The organism is Peribacillus loiseleuriae, assembly GCF_001183985.1.
Classification (GTDB): domain Bacteria; phylum Bacillota; class Bacilli; order Bacillales; family DSM-1321; genus Peribacillus; species Peribacillus loiseleuriae.
Genome location: NZ_LFZW01000001.1, coordinates 1,513,647 through 1,529,830, shown reverse-complemented (window position 1 = coordinate 1,529,830; position 16,184 = coordinate 1,513,647). Strand labels below are relative to the sequence as shown.

Genomic DNA, 16,184 nt, shown 5'->3' with positions numbered 1-16,184 from the left:
ACAAACATAGTATAATCAAAGCAAGAAATTCTGTACATTACAAAATAAAAGAGGTGAAAATCATGGTTATCAAATGGAACTTCCTTGTATTGGCATTATTGGCAGTTATCTGCATTAGTGGTATTGGAATTGCAATTGCCGAAAAAAGCATTACAATCGCCGCTATTTGTTTCATTGCTTTAACAGGTATTATGGGGTATGGGTTTACCCAAAAAAAAAAACTACGAGAACAAGGAAAGTTGTAGGAGTGTCTCTTGCAAAGGAGTCACGAGTAACAAAAAAAGATTTAGTGCCAGAATTGAGATTATCATATTACAATGCGATATGACAAGAGATACTTTTATTTCTCACATTCATCGTAAAATAAATTCTGGCGCTAAATGTGAAAATTTTTAGTATGCTATCTACAAAAAAATCGCCTAATAATTAGCGATTTTTTTGTTCCCATTGTGATGTATTTAATAAATTTTTAGTAATTTACAGCTGGCCAGCTATTGTGAAAATAGGATTCTAAAATCTCTTGATGAAGACCTGGTTTTGAAACAAACAATGAAGAACCATTTATATAATCGAGCGGATTTCCCGACATCGTTGTTATTTCACCACCTACCTCCTCAATCAGAATTGAACCAGCAGCAAAATCCCACGGCGCAAGTCTCATTGTCATATAAGCATCTAATCTTCCGCACGCAACATATGCCATTTCAATAGCTGCCGAGCCATATGATCTTGTTCCCCTAACATCCTTAACTAGAGGTGTAAGTATCTGGTGATCAATCCTTTTGTTTTCCATAAGCCATGTAGCATTTAATGACAAGATCATTTCCGAAATTGGTACTTTTGTCAGCTTAGGTAGTTTTATATCATTCAGATAGGCACCTTTTCCTTTGAATGCATGATACAGTTCATTATGTACAACATCATAAATTAGTCCAATTTTGCCGATGCCATCTTCATAAATTCCAATGGATATCGCAAAATTCCGTTGTTGATGAACAAAATTCATTGTCCCATCGATTGGATCAATAATCCAAACAACGCCCTTTAAGTCTGTGACTCGTTTACCCATTCCTTCCTCCCCGAAAATTCGATGAGTAGGAAACGTTTCAGTTATCCTATCAAGAAAAAATTGTTCTATTTCTTTATCCATGTTGGTAACTAAGTCATTGGCATTCGCCTTTGTTTCAATATTGAGGTTCTCTTCAAATGATGATTTAAGTCTTTTTCCCGCGGTCATGATCCATTCCTTTGCATATGTACCAATCCCTATATAATTTTCCATCACTTTATCCTCCAGACATAGATGTTAGAAATCTGCAAACGATATTCGTACTTCAAGAATAATGGAAATATTGTCCTGTATCAAGTTTTATCATAGCGTATTTATTTAATTGAATCCTAATCTTATTTCACATTAAGGATTCCCATAATCAAAATAATATACAAAACGAATAGGCCCTGAAAAGCCATTAATCAGGAAGGTAATACATAGGTAGTGCCGCAAAACTAACTTAACAGTGTCCTGTAAAGAGCCAAGCTAATTTGAATGTATCCGCAAAATCTCTGTCGTCTCCATCAAAATTAGAAATGCTTGCACACATCATCTCTCTAAACAAAAAGCGGACACCTTCACCAAATTAAAAGGGTCCGCTTAACCAAAGTTTACTTTCATACAACAATTTTGTTGAATCCAATAACCCATCGTTTCTTTCATAATCATAATTTCTATATCTTACAAAGCCTTTAGTCTTAAAAGCTCATTCCGAATGCGTTCTAATTTTTGTTTACACTGCTTTTTCTTTTGCTCATTGTCTTCCTCAATTGCTTCAAAAAGAGTAGCCAATTCATAATCCATTTCCATACGAAGCACTGCTTTTCGGTGTTTTTCAACTTCTTTAGCTTTCATCGCTTGATTCATTACTTGTTTCATAAATAATTAGCTCCTTTCAGTAATTGACCAAATTTTCTGTTTTTTTATTACATACTATGATATCACTGCGGAAATCGTAACTAAATTGTGCTCTAACCTATAGCCAAGTTTTTTGTAATCCGATTTTTTTAATTATGTTTTTACCTATGCTACAATATCACTTAAAGAAATGAAGGAGGGAAAATATGAACGTAACAAGTTTTTCAGCTACAGATTTTAATGTATTTAAAATTGAAGGTCTCGATTATAGAATGCAAGCACTAAAAGATCGGATACGCCCTAAACTAGATGCACTTGGTGACCACTTCGCAAGTGAACTTTCCGCAATGACTGGTCAAGAACTATTCCCTCATGTAGCTAAACATGCAAGACGAACAATCAATCCACCTAATGATACTTGGGTCGCTTTCGCTGCTAGCAAAAGAGGTTATAAAATGATGCCTCATTTCCAAATTGGTTTATGGGGAAGTCATATGTTCGTTTGGTTTGCTGTCATTTATGAAGCTCCCATTAAGGTACAGTTTGGCGAAACACTTGAAAAATCAGTAAAGAATATTAAAGAAATGATCCCTGGCAACTTTGTGTGGTCGCTCGATCATACGAAACCAGAAGTAATTCCCCATAATACCTTATCTTTAGAGGAATTAACCGCTATGTTCAAAAGGTTGCAGGAAGTTAAGAAAGCGGAGATTCTTTGTGGGATTAAAATCCCACGTGAGGATGCTATTAATCTCTCAAATGATGAATTTTTCAGTACCATTCATGATGCTTTTGTCCATTTAATGCCCTTGTATAGATTAACTCAAACTCTAATTTACAAATGAGAGTTAACCTTTTGTATGAGGACATGGGGACGGAGCTTCGCGGCTTACTAATATAGCTAATCTACTTTGCAGATATACGTACTTTTTAAGAAAGCACTTCAAAATCCGGCTCCGAACCGCCACCATTATGATTAGGCGAGTGTAGTGTGCTTAATGATAGATCCTTCATAGTAAATGGTGGCGTTTTAACGCCATATTCATGTTGTTTGTAGGACTTAGTAAAGGGTCAGACCCCGCAACAACTAAATACAGTTTTAAGATAAGTGTATGAAACACTACATACTGATTTAGAGTGCGAGGTCAGACCCTTATGAGATACCTTCCTATCCTTTATTCAATAGATTACTTTTTTACTTGCTAAAATTAATTCATCAATTTCACGATAATTCTCCGATTGCAAACTTTGAATGATTTTACTGCCGACAATTACCCCATCACAATATAACGAGGCTCTTTCCACATGCTCAGGAGTTGAAATTCCAAAGCCTGCGAGAACTGGTATAGAACTTGCCTCACGGATTCTGTTTAAATAAAGACCAACTTCTTCTTCAAAGCTTTCACGAACACCTGTTATTCCTGTTACAGTGACAGCATATATAAAGCCTTCTGCGTTTTCAACAATTTTTTCGATTCTTTCCTGGGAGCTTGTTAAAGCAACCAATCTGATCAGCGAGATATTCGCATTTTTCAAATCTTGTGCAAGAATCTCTTCCTCTTCTATCGGTAGATCTGGGACAATACACCCTGACACACCAGCTTTGACACAATCATTACTGAAATTACCGATTCCATATGCAAGCAGAGAATTTAAGTAAGCCATAAAGATAATAGGAATGTCCACTTCATCTTTGATTTCGATAAGCTTGGAAATGATTTTTTTTAAGGTCACTCCTTCTGCCAACGCCCGCTTCCCTGCAAGTTGGATAGTTGGACCGTCCGCAACTGGATCAGAAAAGGGAACACCTAATTCGACCGCCGTTGCTCCGGCATTTTGCAAGCGAAGCAGGTCCTCCTTAAGCTTATCTAACCCACCATCTCCAGCCATAATATAAGGAATGAAGGCTTTTTCTTGCCTTACATGTAGTTCAGCTAATGTATCTTGTAATGATTTATTCCCCATCTTCGCGTCCTCCTAGTAATGAACGAACTTGTTCAACATCCTTATCCCCTCTACCTGATAAGCAAATTACAAGCCCTTCATCTTCCTTCATTTCTTTTGCAATCTTCATCGCATAAGCTATGGCATGTGAGCTTTCTAAAGCAGGAATAATCCCTTCCTCCCTAGATAAAAGAACAAATGCATCCAGCGCTTCATCATCGGTGACTGACGTATATGTCACTCGATTTTCGTCTTTTAAAAAACAATGTTCTGGACCTACACCAGGATAATCTAGACCTGCCGATATGGAATGGGCTTCTTGGATTTGACCGTCTGCGTCTTGAAGCAGATACATCAATGAGCCGTGAAGAACCCCTTTCGTTCCTTTTGTCAGACTCGCTGCATGCTTTTCTGTATCGAGCCCGCTTCCTGCTGCCTCGACACCTATTAGTTTCACAGAGGGATAATCGAGAAATGGGTAAAACATGCCCATTGAGTTACTTCCTCCTCCAATACAAGCAACAATCGTATCAGGCAACTTCCCTTCTTTTTCCTTATATTGTCGTTTTGTTTCATAGCCGATTACGCTTTGAAAATCACGAACAATTTGTGGAAACGGATGCGGTCCTAATACAGATCCCATAATATAATGCGTATCTGTAACATTAGATACCCAATATCTGAGGGCTTCGTTTACAGCATCCTTCAAAGTACCACTTCCTTGATCAACAGACACAACCTTCGCTCCAAGAAGCTCCATTCGGAACACATTCAATTTTTGTCTCCGCACGTCTTCGCTTCCCATAAAGACGACGCATTCTAGATTCAGCAAGGCACAAACTGTCGCAGTGGCTACCCCATGCTGACCCGCCCCTGTTTCTGCAACGATTTTTCGTTTTCCCATCCTAACCGCAAGCAATGCCTGACCGATCGTATTATTAATTTTATGAGCACCTGTATGATTTAAATCTTCACGCTTCAGGTAGATCTTCGCACCTCCAGCAAGCTTCGTTAAATTTTCTGCAAAATATAATGGATTTTCTCTTCCAATATATTCTTTCAAGTAATATTGAAGCCTTTCCTGGAACTCAGGATCCTGTTTTGCTTCCTCATATACGTTTTCGAGTTCTAATACTGCTGTCATTAATGTTTCTGGAACAAATCGACCGCCATATTCACCGAAATGTCCAGTTTTGTCCGGTCCACTATACGTGCTTATCATGCTAATTCCTCCTCTTTTAGATGCGCTTTACTAATAAATTTATTGATTTTTGTAAGATCCTTTACACCGCCTGTTTCGACACCACTTGATACATCAACAGCATAAGGTTGAATGACTCGAACGGCTGTTTCTACATTATCAGGAGATAATCCCCCCGCAAGGAAAATATGATTGCTATATAGTAATTTCCCCTTCATTTCCTCCCAATTCAGAGTCTTGTTTATAGGAGCTGTTTGATTTTTCGGTAAATCAAGTAGAATATACTCTGTTTTCCATTCATGAACCTTTAATAAATCTTCTATAGAATGTATTGTAATAGCTTTAATGACGGGTAATGAAAGCTGACTTGCAATTTCTTGACTTTCTGTACCGTGAAGTTGAATAATATCTAGCCCTGCATATTCGGCAATTTTTGATATTTCCTCAACCGATTCATTAACAAAAACCCCTACCTTTTTTACATTCCCCTTTAAATTTCTAATAATTTCTCGTGCTTTTATTGGGGTCACTTTCCGTTTACTTTCGGCAAAAATGAATCCTAGATAATCTGCTCCTGAATCAATAGCTGTTTGTGCTGCTTCTAAAGTTGATAAACCGCAAATTTTAACGTGCATAATTTTCACCTTTAAGTATGACGCCAAACTCTTTAAAGCTATGATTTAGATTTTCCGCTTGCATCAATGTTTCCCCAACTAATATCCCTTTCGCTCCAGCATCTCTAACTCGCTCAACATCGTGACGTACTTTCACTCCACTTTCCGAGATAAAGAGTTTGTCCATCTCAACTAATTGAGAACCGAGTCGCTCTGTTACTTCCAGATTAACTTCAAAAGTTTTTAAATTCCGATTATTAATTCCAATTAACTCTGGATCAATCGGAAGCACAGCTTGAAGTTCTTCTTCATCATGCACCTCTACTAGTACTTCTAGGTCTTCTGATTTGGCATATCGGTATAGTTCCGTCAAACGTTTTACTGGCAGAGCAGCTGCAATAAGGAGAATGATGTGCGCTCCCGCTCGTTTAGCATGATCAATTTGTATTTCATCAATAATAAAATCTTTACAGAGAATAGGGATTTTCACAGCTTCACTCACCTTCTTAAGATCCTCAAAAGATCCTTTGAAGAATTCTTTGTCTGTTAAAACAGATATCGCAGCGGCACCATTTTTTTCGTAAGCAATCGCTTGTTTTACAGGATCTACATCTCGATCTATGTCTCCCCGGGATGGTGAAGCTCGTTTTATTTCTGCAATAATTGAAACTTTTTGTGATTCCTTCATGCTTTGCAAAAGCGACCTCTTCGTATATTCTGATTGATAATTGGGAAATTTCAATTTTTTAAGTTTAATAATTTCCTCATGTTTAACAGCGAGTATCGCCGTCAGTATATTTGCCATTTACATTACCCCCGCCTGTTTATAGGTATCAAAATGTATAAGTGCTTCAAGTTTCTGCAATGCCTTCCCACTGTCAATACTTTCTTTTGCCATTGCAATACCTTCACGAGCATTGTCTGTTTTCCCATTTGCATAAATTCCGAGGCCTGCATTTAAAAGGACTGTATCACGATAGGCACCTTTTTCACCTTGTAATATTCGAAGCATAATGTCAGCATTCTCTTTTGCTTCACCACCGCGAATCATATCATTTGTATAATAAGGTAAATCCACATCCTCAGGGCTTAATGTGAAGTGTGTTTTCTTGCCGTTTTCTAATAAAATCATCGAATTACTCCCTTGTAGACTAGCTTCATCCATAGACCCCGCGCCATTTATCACTAAGGCTCTTCTTCTCCCTAACTTATCTAAGACCGATGCAAACAGATCGAGCATTTCACGTCGGTTAATCCCAAGCAATTGAGAGTCTAGTTGAATTGGATTAGTTAGTGGACCTGTATAATTAAACACCGTCGATATTTTCAGTTCTCTTCTTATTTTCATGATTCTTGCCAAATTCGGATGAACAGTAGAAGCAAACAGAAAAGCAATACCAATTTCTTTCAATCTCTCTTCAATTTCCTGAGTATTTAAATGAAGATTCACTCCTAACTCTTCCAATACGTCAGCACTTCCCGTTTTACTTGATACACTACGGTTTCCATGTTTGGCGACTTTGATACCTGCACCTGCAAGTACGAAAGCCGAAGCTGTGCTGATGTTAAAACTCTGTGATCCATCTCCGCCTGTTCCGCAATTATCCATCACATGATTAAATTGCACGTTAAAAGGGGTCGCTTTTTGTCTTAGAACAGTAGTAAGACTTGCAATTTCTTCAGCTGTTTCACCTTTAGATTTAAGAGCTATGAGAAATGCAGCCATTTCGCTATCTGTAATTTCATCAGAAAACAATAAATGGGCCGCCTCTAACATTTCTTCTTGCGATAATGATTCATGTTGCGACAGTTTTTCAAGATATTTTTTCATATCGAACACCATCTTTCACATTTTTGATAAATTGCAAGAGGATTGATTTCCCCGTAACTGTTCCAATCGACTCTGGATGAAATTGCAACCCATATAAGGGAAATTGTTTATGTTGAATTGCCATGATTTCTCCGTCATCAGCGGATCTTGCGAGAATTTCAAACTCTTTCGGAAGACTATGATCTTTTACAACCAATGAATGATAACGCATAACTTCTAAATAGCTTTCTTGAGCTTTGAATAGGCCTCTCCCATTATGCAGAACCACTGACGTTTTTCCGTGCATAATCTGAGTAGCCCGTTCCACCCTCCCTTTAAATGCACATGCAATTGCTTGATGCCCAAGACAAATGCCTAAGATAGGGATTGTTTTGTAAAAATGTGTGATAACCGGAATACATATCCCTGCCTCTTCCGGGCGCCCGGGCCCTGGTGACAGAATAATTGCTTGAGGGTTCATAGTTTCAATTTCTTCAATTGTGATTTGATCATTTCTTTTCACGATAATATCGGGGTAAAATTCACCAAGATATTGATATAGGTTATACGTGAACGAATCATAATTATCAATGAGTAATATCATCTCTTTGCACCTCCAATAGTGCTTTCGCTTTATTCTTCGTCTCTTCATATTCAGTGGCAGCTACGGAGTCATAGACAATCCCTGCCCCTGCTTGAACATAGGCAACATCATCTTTAATAACCATCGTTCGAATCGCCAGTGCCATATCTAAGCTACCACCAAAACCAAGATATCCGACTGATCCTGCGTAAACACCTCTTTTTACATTTTCTAATTCGTTGATTAACTGCATAGCTCTAATTTTCGGCGCTCCAGAAACAGTTCCTGCTGGCATACAAGCGATTAATGCATCAAGACTGGTAAGTTCCGAACGTAACAGCCCTTTAATTTTTGAAGCAATGTGCATAACATGTTTATATCGTTCTATTTTCATTTGAGCAGTTAATGTAATCGAACCGATTTCACAAACTCTACCAAGGTCATTACGACCAAGGTCCACAAGCATCTTGTGCTCTGCCAGCTCCTTCTCATCCTCAAGCAGACTTTGTTCATGCTTTTGATCTTCTTCTGGAGTATTTCCCCTCGGTCTAGTACCAGCTATTGGATTTACCGTGACTTGCCGATCCTTCACACTTATTAAACTTTCCGGTGAAGAACCAAGAACGGTGTATTCGTCAAAGTCGATATAAAACATATATGGTGACGGATTGGACAATCTAAGTCTACGATATGCCTGAAATGGATCAGCGTGAAATGGTGACTGAAACCTCTGAGATAAGACAACTTGAAATACTTCTCCTTCGATAATGGCTTCCTTGGCCTGATGAACAAGGTTTTCGAACATTTCCTGACTCATATTTGATTGAAAATCTAACTGCACTCGTTCACTCTCAGATTCGTTGCCGTTGGCCGATTCAATAAGCTTTTTCATGTCAGACAACCTTGTTTCAAACTCAGAGCTACATGTAATCAGATGAATCTTTTCTGTTAGATGGTCAAAAACGATAACATCTTCAAAAAGTAGAAAATGTGAATCTGGCATCTTTAAGGAGTCTTCTGGCACATAACCAATTTCCTCATACTGTCGAATCATATCGTAGCCCAAGTAACCAACTGCTCCGCCAAAGAATGGGATGTCGTAATCGTTCATTTCAAATTCGACGTCCAGCTCTTTTTTCAGTTCATCCATTAGCGAACCATTTTCTACCTCTTTTTTTTGATTCGGGCTAATTCTTTCAGTTACCTTATCTGTTGAAACTAATTCCAAGTACGGGTGGAAACCAATATAAGAGTACCTCCCTTTATCATGATGGGAAGGTGAGCTTTCTAATAGAAACTTCTTCCTACCAGGAAGTTTCTGAAAAATCGATATCGGTGTATGAATGTCACCTTCAACAATAACCTTATTGAATTTCAATTTTCTACTTGCACTTGTCATGTTATCCCTCCTTAAAAATAAAAAAGTCCCCTGCATACACAAAAAATATGTATGCAGAGGACGATTCATTCACCGCGGTGCCACCTCAGATTGAGGATGTCTTAAAAAGGGTTTCTGATCCCGTATCCTCTATACAGTAATTACATCACTGTATAGAGGGCACGAGGTCTAACACTTTTGTAGGAACATCCTCCTCTTTTTAAGTACAGGATCTATTATCCTAATACTAATCCCGATAACGGTGGAAGCCGTGTTCCTCTACTACTCATTCAAGGAACCTCTCACAAGTCCATTCCCCTTTTCATATCGTACCGGTTCCCACCTGCCCCGGCTCTCTGTTACGCGTCTAAAAAGGCTACTACTCTTGATCATCGAATTGTTCATTTATAGTTTTCAAAAAACACAAAAAGGGCCCCCATCCAAAAGGACGAGGAACCCGTGGTACCACCTTTATTAGCTCGAAAGCTCACTTTACAGCATTAATTAAAATGCCTGCCTCAAATAACGATGAGACGTTCCGCCAAAGCCTACTTTACATTTCGGTTTGGAGCTCAGAAGCCCATTCGCTTAAAGTTGTTCACCGATTTACACCAACCACCGGCTCTCTATAGAACAAACAATAAGGTACTCTTCTTCTTCAACGCTTTATATTCATTTTATTATTTATTATCTTAGATTGAATGATAATCTTTGTCAATGCCTTTTCAGAAAATTTATTTTTTTAATATTATCCAGCCTCCGTCATCTGTTTCTTTTGCACTTTTTATAACTAAGTAAGCAGAATACCCGCTACTTTCCTGGAATTCATCCGTAAAGTTCTTCTCATCAGCCTTTCCAGGAACAATTTCTTTAAAGCGTCTGTACGTTTTCATAAAATCTTCTTTACTGACGCGGCTTTCATAGGCTTTCTCAACACTTTCAAAAAATTTAATTACATCGACAATTTCTTCTGTACTCCAAGTAAAATCCAGTGGATATTGATATTCCATTTAAAGTCACCTTTCATTTATGCATTTTCATTGTATATACTTGCCTGGAACGGCATCGTTACTTATTTTATCCATTTCCTACTTATTTCTTCCGCTTCGGCAATCATCCTTTCGAATAAATCAGCGGTAGTAGGAATATCATGAATCAACCCAAGAGCTTGCCCAGCCCAGCCGAATCCTTCATCTGGTACACCATCATAAATATAACGCCTATTAGCCGTACCGCTTATGTACTCTTTTATTGATTCATACCCCGTATTTTCCTGTTCAATTTCCAGAATCTTTTCTGTCCAGTTATTAGATATAGCTCGGGCAGGCGCTCCGATTGATCGCTTAATTACGACTGTATCATATTCATTTCCCATAACCAATGATTTTTTATAGGCTTCACTCGCATGTACGCATTCTTTTGTAGCAATGAATCTCGTTCCCATCTCAATTCCTTCTGCACCGAGCGCAAGTGCCGCCATCATGCCTCTTCCATCTGCAATGCCCCCTGATGCAATGACTGGTATTGAAACCGCATCTACAACTTGAGGAATTAACACCATTGTTCCGATATCATCCCGACCAAGATGCCCACCGCCTTCCTGACCGACAACCATAACCGCGTCAGCCCCAATCTCTTCTGCTTTTTCCGCCTGCCTTCTAGCCGCAACCAGCACCAGCTTCTTTACATTAGCACCCTTCAGATGTTCAAAGAAGGGGGTAGGATTTCCCCCAGTTACCGATACAACTTCAATTCCTTCTTTCAGGGCTACTTCGAGCATATGCTCATAAGGTCTTCCGTGCTGCCCAATCGCGAAATTCACGCCAAACGGCTTATCTGTCATCGCTTTGGTTTTACGAATCTCATCACGTAACAGATCTGGAGTGGCTAAAGACATTGCAGTTACCTGACCAAGCCCCCCTGCATTCGACACAGCCGCCGCAAGTTCCGCATAAGCCAAGTAGGCAAGTCCCCCCTGAACAATTGGATATTTAATACCTAATAGCTCAGTAATTCTTGTCTTCCATTTCAACTATATTCCCCCTTTCAAGTACAACTACTCTCTTAATCGAGTATAATAAATTATTAATTATTAGACCAACGTTTACTAATACTATAATTTATACTACTAATCCCTTAATCGAATGTTTTTCTCATTGAGTATTCACTACATAATTATTCTTTTCAAATAATATTACGCATGATATAATTCATTTGTTTTCTTAAATTATACTTATAAAGAAGTGGGGTAATAAACAATTGTCACAGAACGAAACTCCCTTATTCACAGCTTTAGTGAACCATGCCAAGAAAAATCCTATTCAGTTTCACATACCTGGTCATAAAAAAGGACAGGGTATGGACCCCGAATTCCGTGAATTCATTGGTGATAATGCATTATCGATTGATTTAATCAATATCGCTCCTTTAGATGACCTTCATAGTCCAAAGGGGATAATCAAGCACGCTCAAGAACTAGCCGCTGAGGCATTCGGTGCTGATCACACGTTTTTTTCTGTACAAGGAACAAGTGGCGCTATCATGACTATGGTTATGACCGTTTGTGGCCCTGGTGATAAAATACTCGTACCTAGAAATGTGCATAAGTCGATTATGTCGGCGATTGTGTTTTCTGGTGCTATCCCAATCTTCATTACTCCTGAAATAGATAAAAACCTTGGTATTTCCCATGGAATTACAATAGATTCTGTCGAAAAGACATTGAGAGAAAATCCAGATGCAAAAGGTCTTCTTGTTATTAACCCGACGTATTTTGGAGTTTCTGCTGATTTAAAGAAAATTGTTGAATTGGCACACTCTTATCAAATACCTGTTCTTGTTGATGAGGCTCATGGGGTTCATATCCATTTCCATGATGAATTACCTTTATCAGCTATGCAAGCAGGAGCTGATATGGCTGCAACAAGCGTACATAAGCTTGGCGGCTCTATGACACAAAGCTCAATTTTAAATGTTAAAGAAGGTCTTGTTTCAGCTAATCGTGTCCAATCAATCATAAGTATGTTAACAACAACTTCAACCTCTTATATTCTTCTTGCTTCGCTTGATACTGCAAGAAAGCGTCTAGCAACGGAAGGGTATGAATTGATTGATCGCTCTATTAAGCTAGCGGATCAGTTGCGAACTGACATAAATAAGATTCCATTCCTTCATTGCATTGGAAATGAAATTATCGGTTCGCCAGCTACCTTTGATTACGACCCAACCAAACTTATCATTTCAGTTAAAGATCTCGGCATTTCTGGCTACGAGGTTGAGAAATGGTTACGTGAAAAGTACAATATCGAAGTCGAACTTTCTGATTTGTACAACATTCTGTGTATTATCACGAATGGTGACACCAAGCATGAAGCGGGTATTCTACTGCAAGCATTACAAGACCTGTCAAAAGAATTTAATCATCTTGCAACAAGCGGGAACAACCATGCAGAAGTCCTGCTCCCGACAATTCCTGTTCTCGCTCTATCGCCTCGAGAAGCTTTTTACTCAGAAACAGAAATCGTCGCGATTGATGAATCTGTAGGCCGTATCATTTCTGAGTTTATCATGGTATACCCACCAGGAATCCCGATCTTCATTCCAGGTGAAATAATTACGCAAGAAAACATTGATTATATTAAAGCGAATATAGAAGTTGGACTACCTGTTCAAGGTCCCGAAGATCCTAATCTTCAATACTTGAGAGTGATAAAGTGAAACTTCCATTAGTGGGATGCCTTCCCCACTGATGGTTAATCCCGTTCTAGTGTCGCTAAATCGCAAGCTCATCGTAGATTATGCGACACTACAAACTAATTCAATTAACACAGACGATGAATCCTTCGTCTGTGTGCCCAATAGGCCCTCAGGGTCTTCGAATAATCAATAATTAGAAAAATGAGGCTAACCATTTCTGGCTAGCCTCTTATTTTTTATCAGGATCGACATTAAATTTCTACTACTTCTTCTTCTTTACAGTCGCAATGGTTGCAAAGCGCATAAAGTACACTCACTTTTTCATCTTCGAAATGATCAATTGTTCCATTACATATTTGACAAACTATTGTACCCATTTCCAAAACTCCCTTCAAACTAAATTGAAAACGCTTTTACAACTTATTAATCTCATAATAATATAACACAATTAATAATTCAAGCATTAATTGTATGTCACATTTATTTTTTTTTGCATTCGTGACATCCAAAATGAAAAGGGAAAATTATGAGTTATTACTTTTAATCTATTATTTATGCATCAAACGATTGATTTACGACTATTATTTATTCCAAAATGTATCTGACTACTAAATAAGGGTATTCATCTAAATTATTTAATCTCCTTTTTATTTATTAACAATTCAAATAAAAAAACTCGATGACATCAAAGTTTCTTTACGATCAAGGAATTTTTATTTCGTTTTGAGTGATCATTTCGTAGCCATTTTCCTGAAGTCCTTTTATATATTTTATAAAAATAAGGCTGCTTTCGCATACTTTGTTGCTTTTAAATGATATTTACATCAATATCCTGGGTTGATTTCCGTTGCAGGTACTCGCTCTCAGGAGTCCTGTACCTTCCACTACAATCAACATCTGTTCGAATTTGTTTTGCTAATAACAACAATCTTTACGAAAAAAGCCAAAAATAAAGATAATTATTATACGATTTGCTTTTGTATCATGTTCCTCTATAGTATCTCTAAGTAATCGGTAAAATTGTTTGGAATAGAACTTGAATAATTGCATAACAGAGTAAACTGACACCGGTAACGATCAATGTCCGTTTATTTGATTTTAGTATAGCCTTAGCTATATATATAGCTAAGTATGAAAAGATGAAGAACATAATCACTTTAAACACAAGTTTGTCATGAGTTGAAAGCCATTCGACAACAGTATAACCGCTCCATACCATTAATTGAAAAAGAAACACAATGTAATTTTTCAAACAATCCAACTCCTGTCAAATGAATTGGTCCGCAGTCTATATGCCAGAGAACAAAATATCGTTTTATAGGGTCACAAAATTCGACCCTTTTTTAATATCTCTTTTTATAACACAGGCTGTACACCTAATCGCGTGACCCATTATATGTAAGTTATGAAATATTATGATTAGTATTACCTATAAGATTCCCTATCCTGCTAGATATATTTTTAAAATCCCCAAAACATTGTAGTATATAAAAGGATCAACTCCCAAAAGACACCGTTACTAAAATGAGATATTCTTAGGTCATGCATTGCACTAATAATTACTTCGATCAAATCATTTTTACAAAAAAAAAAAAACACACCCGAAATAAATCGGATGTGCTTTTTTGTAGCTCTATTATTTAACGATGTGAATAGGCATTCCTAAAGCCACTTCTGCAGCTTCCATTGTAATTTCACCTAAAGATGGATGTGCATGAATGGTCATTGCAATATCTTCAGCTGTCATTCCAGCCTCGATAGCAAGACCAAGCTCAGCAATCATGTCAGATGCACTTGGACCAGCAATTTGAGCTCCAATCACTAAACCATCTTCTTTACGAGTGATTAGTTTCATAAATCCATCTGTATTGTTCAATGAAAGAGCACGGCCATTTGCAGCGAATGGGAATTTAGAAGCCTTAGCATCAAGTCCCTCTTCTTTTGCTGATTGCTCAGTGTGACCAACTGTAGCAAGTTCTGGCTCAGAGAATACAACTGCTGGGATTCCCAAATAGTCGATTTCTGAAGCTTCTCCAGCAATTACCTCAGCAGCAATTTTACCTTCATAAGAAGCTTTATGTGCTAATTGAGGACCAGATACAACATCGCCAATCGCATAAATGTTTTTAACATTTGTACGGCATTGTTTATCAATTTCAATTAAGCCTCTTTCAGTAAGCTTAATCCCTACTTGTTCAAGACCCAGTTCATCCGTATTCGGACGACGACCAACCGTTACTAATACATAATCAGCTTCGATTTTTGATTCTTGACCGTTTACTTCATAAGTTACGACTACACCGTTTTCTGTTTCTTCAACGCCTTTTGCAAGAGCTTTTGTAACAATTTCTGCACCGTGTTTCTTCAAGTTTTTCTTAACTAATGCAGTCATTTGTTTTTCATAACCACCTGAAAGAATGTCTTCTGTTCCTTCAAGAATCGTTAATTTAGTACCCATATTTGCATAAGCGCCACCAAGTTCGATTCCAATAACGCCTCCGCCAATTACAACTAGAGAAGCTGGAACTTCCTCAAGTGAAAGTGCACCAGTCGAGTTGATCACACGTTTAGAATATTTAAATGTAGGCAGTTCAATTGGAGTTGAACCAGTAGCAATAATTGCGTTTTTAAATGTATATGTTTGTGCGGACGTTTCAGTCATAACACGAACATTGTTTTCATCAACGAAATACGCTTCTCCGCTAACAACTTCAATTTTGTTTCCTTTTAAAAGTCCACTTACTCCACCTGTTAATTTATTTACAACGGATGATTTAAAAGCTTGCACTTTTGAAAAGTCCAGTTTTACGTTTTCAGCCGTAATCCCCATATCTTCTGAATGCTTAGCTTCATGAAAACGATGTCCTGCTGCGATTAGCGCTTTTGATGGGATACAGCCTACATTTAAGCAAACTCCACCGACCGTTCCTTTTTCAACAACTGTTACTTTTTGCCCAAGTTGTGCGGCACGAATTGCGGCAACATAGCCACCAGGACCAGCACCGATGACTAAAGTATCTGTTTCAATTGGAAAATCTCCTACTACCAT

The 16,184-nt window shown here is 38.0% G+C and carries 17 protein-coding genes and 2 other annotated features; of the genes, 3 read left to right on the top strand and 14 right to left on the bottom strand.

Annotation, left to right across the window (positions count from 1 at the left end; genetic code table 11):
- The first annotated feature begins 62 nt into the window (after window positions 1–62).
- Entirely contained in the window at window positions 63–245 is a 183-nt protein-coding gene (locus AC625_RS07040) for a YlaF family protein (protein ID WP_049680643.1), read from the top strand.
- Between the two features lie 224 nt (window positions 246–469).
- Here AC625_RS07040 and AC625_RS07035 read toward each other — a convergent pair whose 3' ends face one another.
- Window positions 470–1,282 (bottom strand): inositol monophosphatase family protein, encoded by an 813-nt coding sequence (locus AC625_RS07035; RefSeq protein ID WP_049680642.1) that lies wholly within the window; start codon window positions 1,280–1,282, stop codon window positions 470–472.
- Between the two features lie 450 nt (window positions 1,283–1,732).
- Window positions 1,733–1,930 carry a hypothetical protein gene (locus tag AC625_RS07030; RefSeq protein ID WP_049680641.1) on the bottom strand — a complete coding sequence of 66 codons (198 nt, stop codon included), beginning with the start codon at window positions 1,928–1,930 and terminating at the stop codon, window positions 1,733–1,735.
- A 185-nt stretch (window positions 1,931–2,115) separates the two neighbouring features.
- On the opposite strand from AC625_RS07030, the gene AC625_RS07025 reads away from it, so the two are divergent.
- On the top strand, window positions 2,116–2,754 hold the full coding sequence (locus AC625_RS07025) for a YktB family protein (RefSeq protein ID WP_049680640.1): 639 nt from the start codon (window positions 2,116–2,118) through the stop codon (window positions 2,752–2,754).
- Window positions 2,755–3,088: 334 nt separating this feature from the next.
- Here AC625_RS07025 and trpA read toward each other — a convergent pair whose 3' ends face one another.
- The 9 genes from trpA to AC625_RS06980 all read right to left on the bottom strand — a co-directional run bounded on the left by trpA (window position 3,089) and on the right by AC625_RS06980 (window position 11,471).
- Window positions 3,089–3,874 carry a tryptophan synthase subunit alpha gene (gene trpA, locus AC625_RS07020; protein WP_049680639.1) on the bottom strand — a complete coding sequence of 262 codons (786 nt, stop codon included), beginning with the start codon at window positions 3,872–3,874 and terminating at the stop codon, window positions 3,089–3,091.
- On the bottom strand, window positions 3,864–5,075 hold the full coding sequence (gene trpB / locus AC625_RS07015; RefSeq protein WP_049680638.1) for a tryptophan synthase subunit beta: 1,212 nt from the start codon (window positions 5,073–5,075) through the stop codon (window positions 3,864–3,866). Before trpB ends, trpA begins: the two co-directional genes overlap by 11 nt.
- Entirely contained in the window at window positions 5,072–5,689 is a 618-nt protein-coding gene (locus AC625_RS07010) for a phosphoribosylanthranilate isomerase (RefSeq protein ID WP_049680637.1), read from the bottom strand. The genes trpB and AC625_RS07010 overlap by 4 nt, the downstream gene beginning before the upstream one ends.
- Window positions 5,679–6,473, bottom strand: coding sequence for an indole-3-glycerol phosphate synthase TrpC (gene trpC / locus AC625_RS07005; RefSeq protein WP_049680636.1), 795 nt, complete (start codon window positions 6,471–6,473; stop codon window positions 5,679–5,681). The genes AC625_RS07010 and trpC overlap by 11 nt, the downstream gene beginning before the upstream one ends.
- A complete protein-coding gene (gene trpD / locus AC625_RS07000) occupies window positions 6,474–7,499 on the bottom strand; it encodes an anthranilate phosphoribosyltransferase (RefSeq protein ID WP_049680635.1) in 1,026 nt (341 codons plus the stop codon).
- The gene (locus AC625_RS06995) at window positions 7,483–8,082 is read right to left on the bottom strand and encodes an anthranilate synthase component II (RefSeq protein WP_049680634.1); all 600 of its coding nucleotides are present in this window, start codon (window positions 8,080–8,082) and stop codon (window positions 7,483–7,485) included. Before AC625_RS06995 ends, trpD begins: the two co-directional genes overlap by 17 nt.
- Window positions 8,066–9,460: an anthranilate synthase component I gene (gene trpE / locus AC625_RS06990; protein ID WP_049680633.1), complete on the bottom strand. Its 1,395-nt coding sequence runs from the start codon at window positions 9,458–9,460 to the stop codon at window positions 8,066–8,068. The genes AC625_RS06995 and trpE overlap by 17 nt, the downstream gene beginning before the upstream one ends.
- A 53-nt stretch (window positions 9,461–9,513) precedes the next feature.
- Window positions 9,514–9,841: a binding site (T-box leader), on the bottom strand.
- Window positions 9,842–9,880: 39 nt separating this feature from the next.
- Window positions 9,881–10,110 (bottom strand) — a binding site (T-box leader).
- Window positions 10,111–10,173: 63 nt separating this feature from the next.
- Window positions 10,174–10,449, bottom strand: a complete 276-nt coding sequence (locus AC625_RS06985) for a UPF0223 family protein (protein ID WP_049680632.1) — start codon at window positions 10,447–10,449, stop codon at window positions 10,174–10,176.
- A gap of 62 nt (window positions 10,450–10,511) precedes the next feature.
- A complete protein-coding gene (locus tag AC625_RS06980; protein WP_049680631.1) occupies window positions 10,512–11,471 on the bottom strand; it encodes an NAD(P)H-dependent flavin oxidoreductase in 960 nt (319 codons plus the stop codon).
- A gap of 227 nt (window positions 11,472–11,698) precedes the next feature.
- Between AC625_RS06980 and AC625_RS06975 the strand changes: the two genes are divergently transcribed.
- The gene (locus AC625_RS06975) at window positions 11,699–13,156 is read left to right on the top strand and encodes an aminotransferase class I/II-fold pyridoxal phosphate-dependent enzyme (protein ID WP_049680630.1); all 1,458 of its coding nucleotides are present in this window, start codon (window positions 11,699–11,701) and stop codon (window positions 13,154–13,156) included.
- Between the two features lie 230 nt (window positions 13,157–13,386).
- On the opposite strand, the gene AC625_RS06970 is transcribed toward AC625_RS06975, so the two are convergent.
- The 3 genes from AC625_RS06970 to lpdA form a co-directional block, all read right to left on the bottom strand.
- On the bottom strand, window positions 13,387–13,512 hold the full coding sequence (locus AC625_RS06970) for a GapA-binding peptide SR1P (protein WP_049680629.1): 126 nt from the start codon (window positions 13,510–13,512) through the stop codon (window positions 13,387–13,389).
- Window positions 13,513–14,138: 626 nt separating this feature from the next.
- Window positions 14,139–14,387 (bottom strand): hypothetical protein, encoded by a 249-nt coding sequence (locus AC625_RS06965; protein ID WP_049680628.1) that lies wholly within the window; start codon window positions 14,385–14,387, stop codon window positions 14,139–14,141.
- 384 nt (window positions 14,388–14,771) lie between these two features.
- The gene (gene lpdA / locus AC625_RS06960) at window positions 14,772–16,184 is read right to left on the bottom strand and encodes a dihydrolipoyl dehydrogenase (RefSeq protein WP_049680627.1); all 1,413 of its coding nucleotides are present in this window, start codon (window positions 16,182–16,184) and stop codon (window positions 14,772–14,774) included.

What these genes read in the sequence shown, in the direction of transcription:
- AC625_RS07035 (WP_049680642.1), bottom strand. Translation starts at nt 1,282, where the DNA reads ATGGAAAATTATATAGGGATTGGTACATATGCAAAGGAATGGATCATG.
- AC625_RS06970 (WP_049680629.1), bottom strand. Translation starts at nt 13,512, where the DNA reads ATGGGTACAATAGTTTGTCAAATATGTAATGGAACAATTGATCATTTC.
- lpdA (WP_049680627.1), bottom strand. Translation starts at nt 16,184, where the DNA reads ATGGTAGTAGGAGATTTTCCAATTGAAACAGATACTTTAGTCATCGGT.
- trpC (WP_049680636.1), bottom strand. Translation starts at nt 6,473, where the DNA reads ATGGCAAATATACTGACGGCGATACTCGCTGTTAAACATGAGGAAATT.
- AC625_RS07040 (WP_049680643.1), top strand. Translation starts at nt 63, where the DNA reads ATGGTTATCAAATGGAACTTCCTTGTATTGGCATTATTGGCAGTTATC.
- AC625_RS06995 (WP_049680634.1), bottom strand. Translation starts at nt 8,082, where the DNA reads ATGATATTACTCATTGATAATTATGATTCGTTCACGTATAACCTATAT.
- AC625_RS06985 (WP_049680632.1), bottom strand. Translation starts at nt 10,449, where the DNA reads ATGGAATATCAATATCCACTGGATTTTACTTGGAGTACAGAAGAAATT.
- trpB (WP_049680638.1), bottom strand. Translation starts at nt 5,075, where the DNA reads ATGATAAGCACGTATAGTGGACCGGACAAAACTGGACATTTCGGTGAA.
- trpA (WP_049680639.1), bottom strand. Translation starts at nt 3,874, where the DNA reads ATGGGGAATAAATCATTACAAGATACATTAGCTGAACTACATGTAAGG.
- AC625_RS07030 (WP_049680641.1), bottom strand. Translation starts at nt 1,930, where the DNA reads ATGAAACAAGTAATGAATCAAGCGATGAAAGCTAAAGAAGTTGAAAAA.
- trpD (WP_049680635.1), bottom strand. Translation starts at nt 7,499, where the DNA reads ATGAAAAAATATCTTGAAAAACTGTCGCAACATGAATCATTATCGCAA.
- trpE (WP_049680633.1), bottom strand. Translation starts at nt 9,460, where the DNA reads ATGACAAGTGCAAGTAGAAAATTGAAATTCAATAAGGTTATTGTTGAA.
- AC625_RS07010 (WP_049680637.1), bottom strand. Translation starts at nt 5,689, where the DNA reads ATGCACGTTAAAATTTGCGGTTTATCAACTTTAGAAGCAGCACAAACA.
- AC625_RS07025 (WP_049680640.1), top strand. Translation starts at nt 2,116, where the DNA reads ATGAACGTAACAAGTTTTTCAGCTACAGATTTTAATGTATTTAAAATT.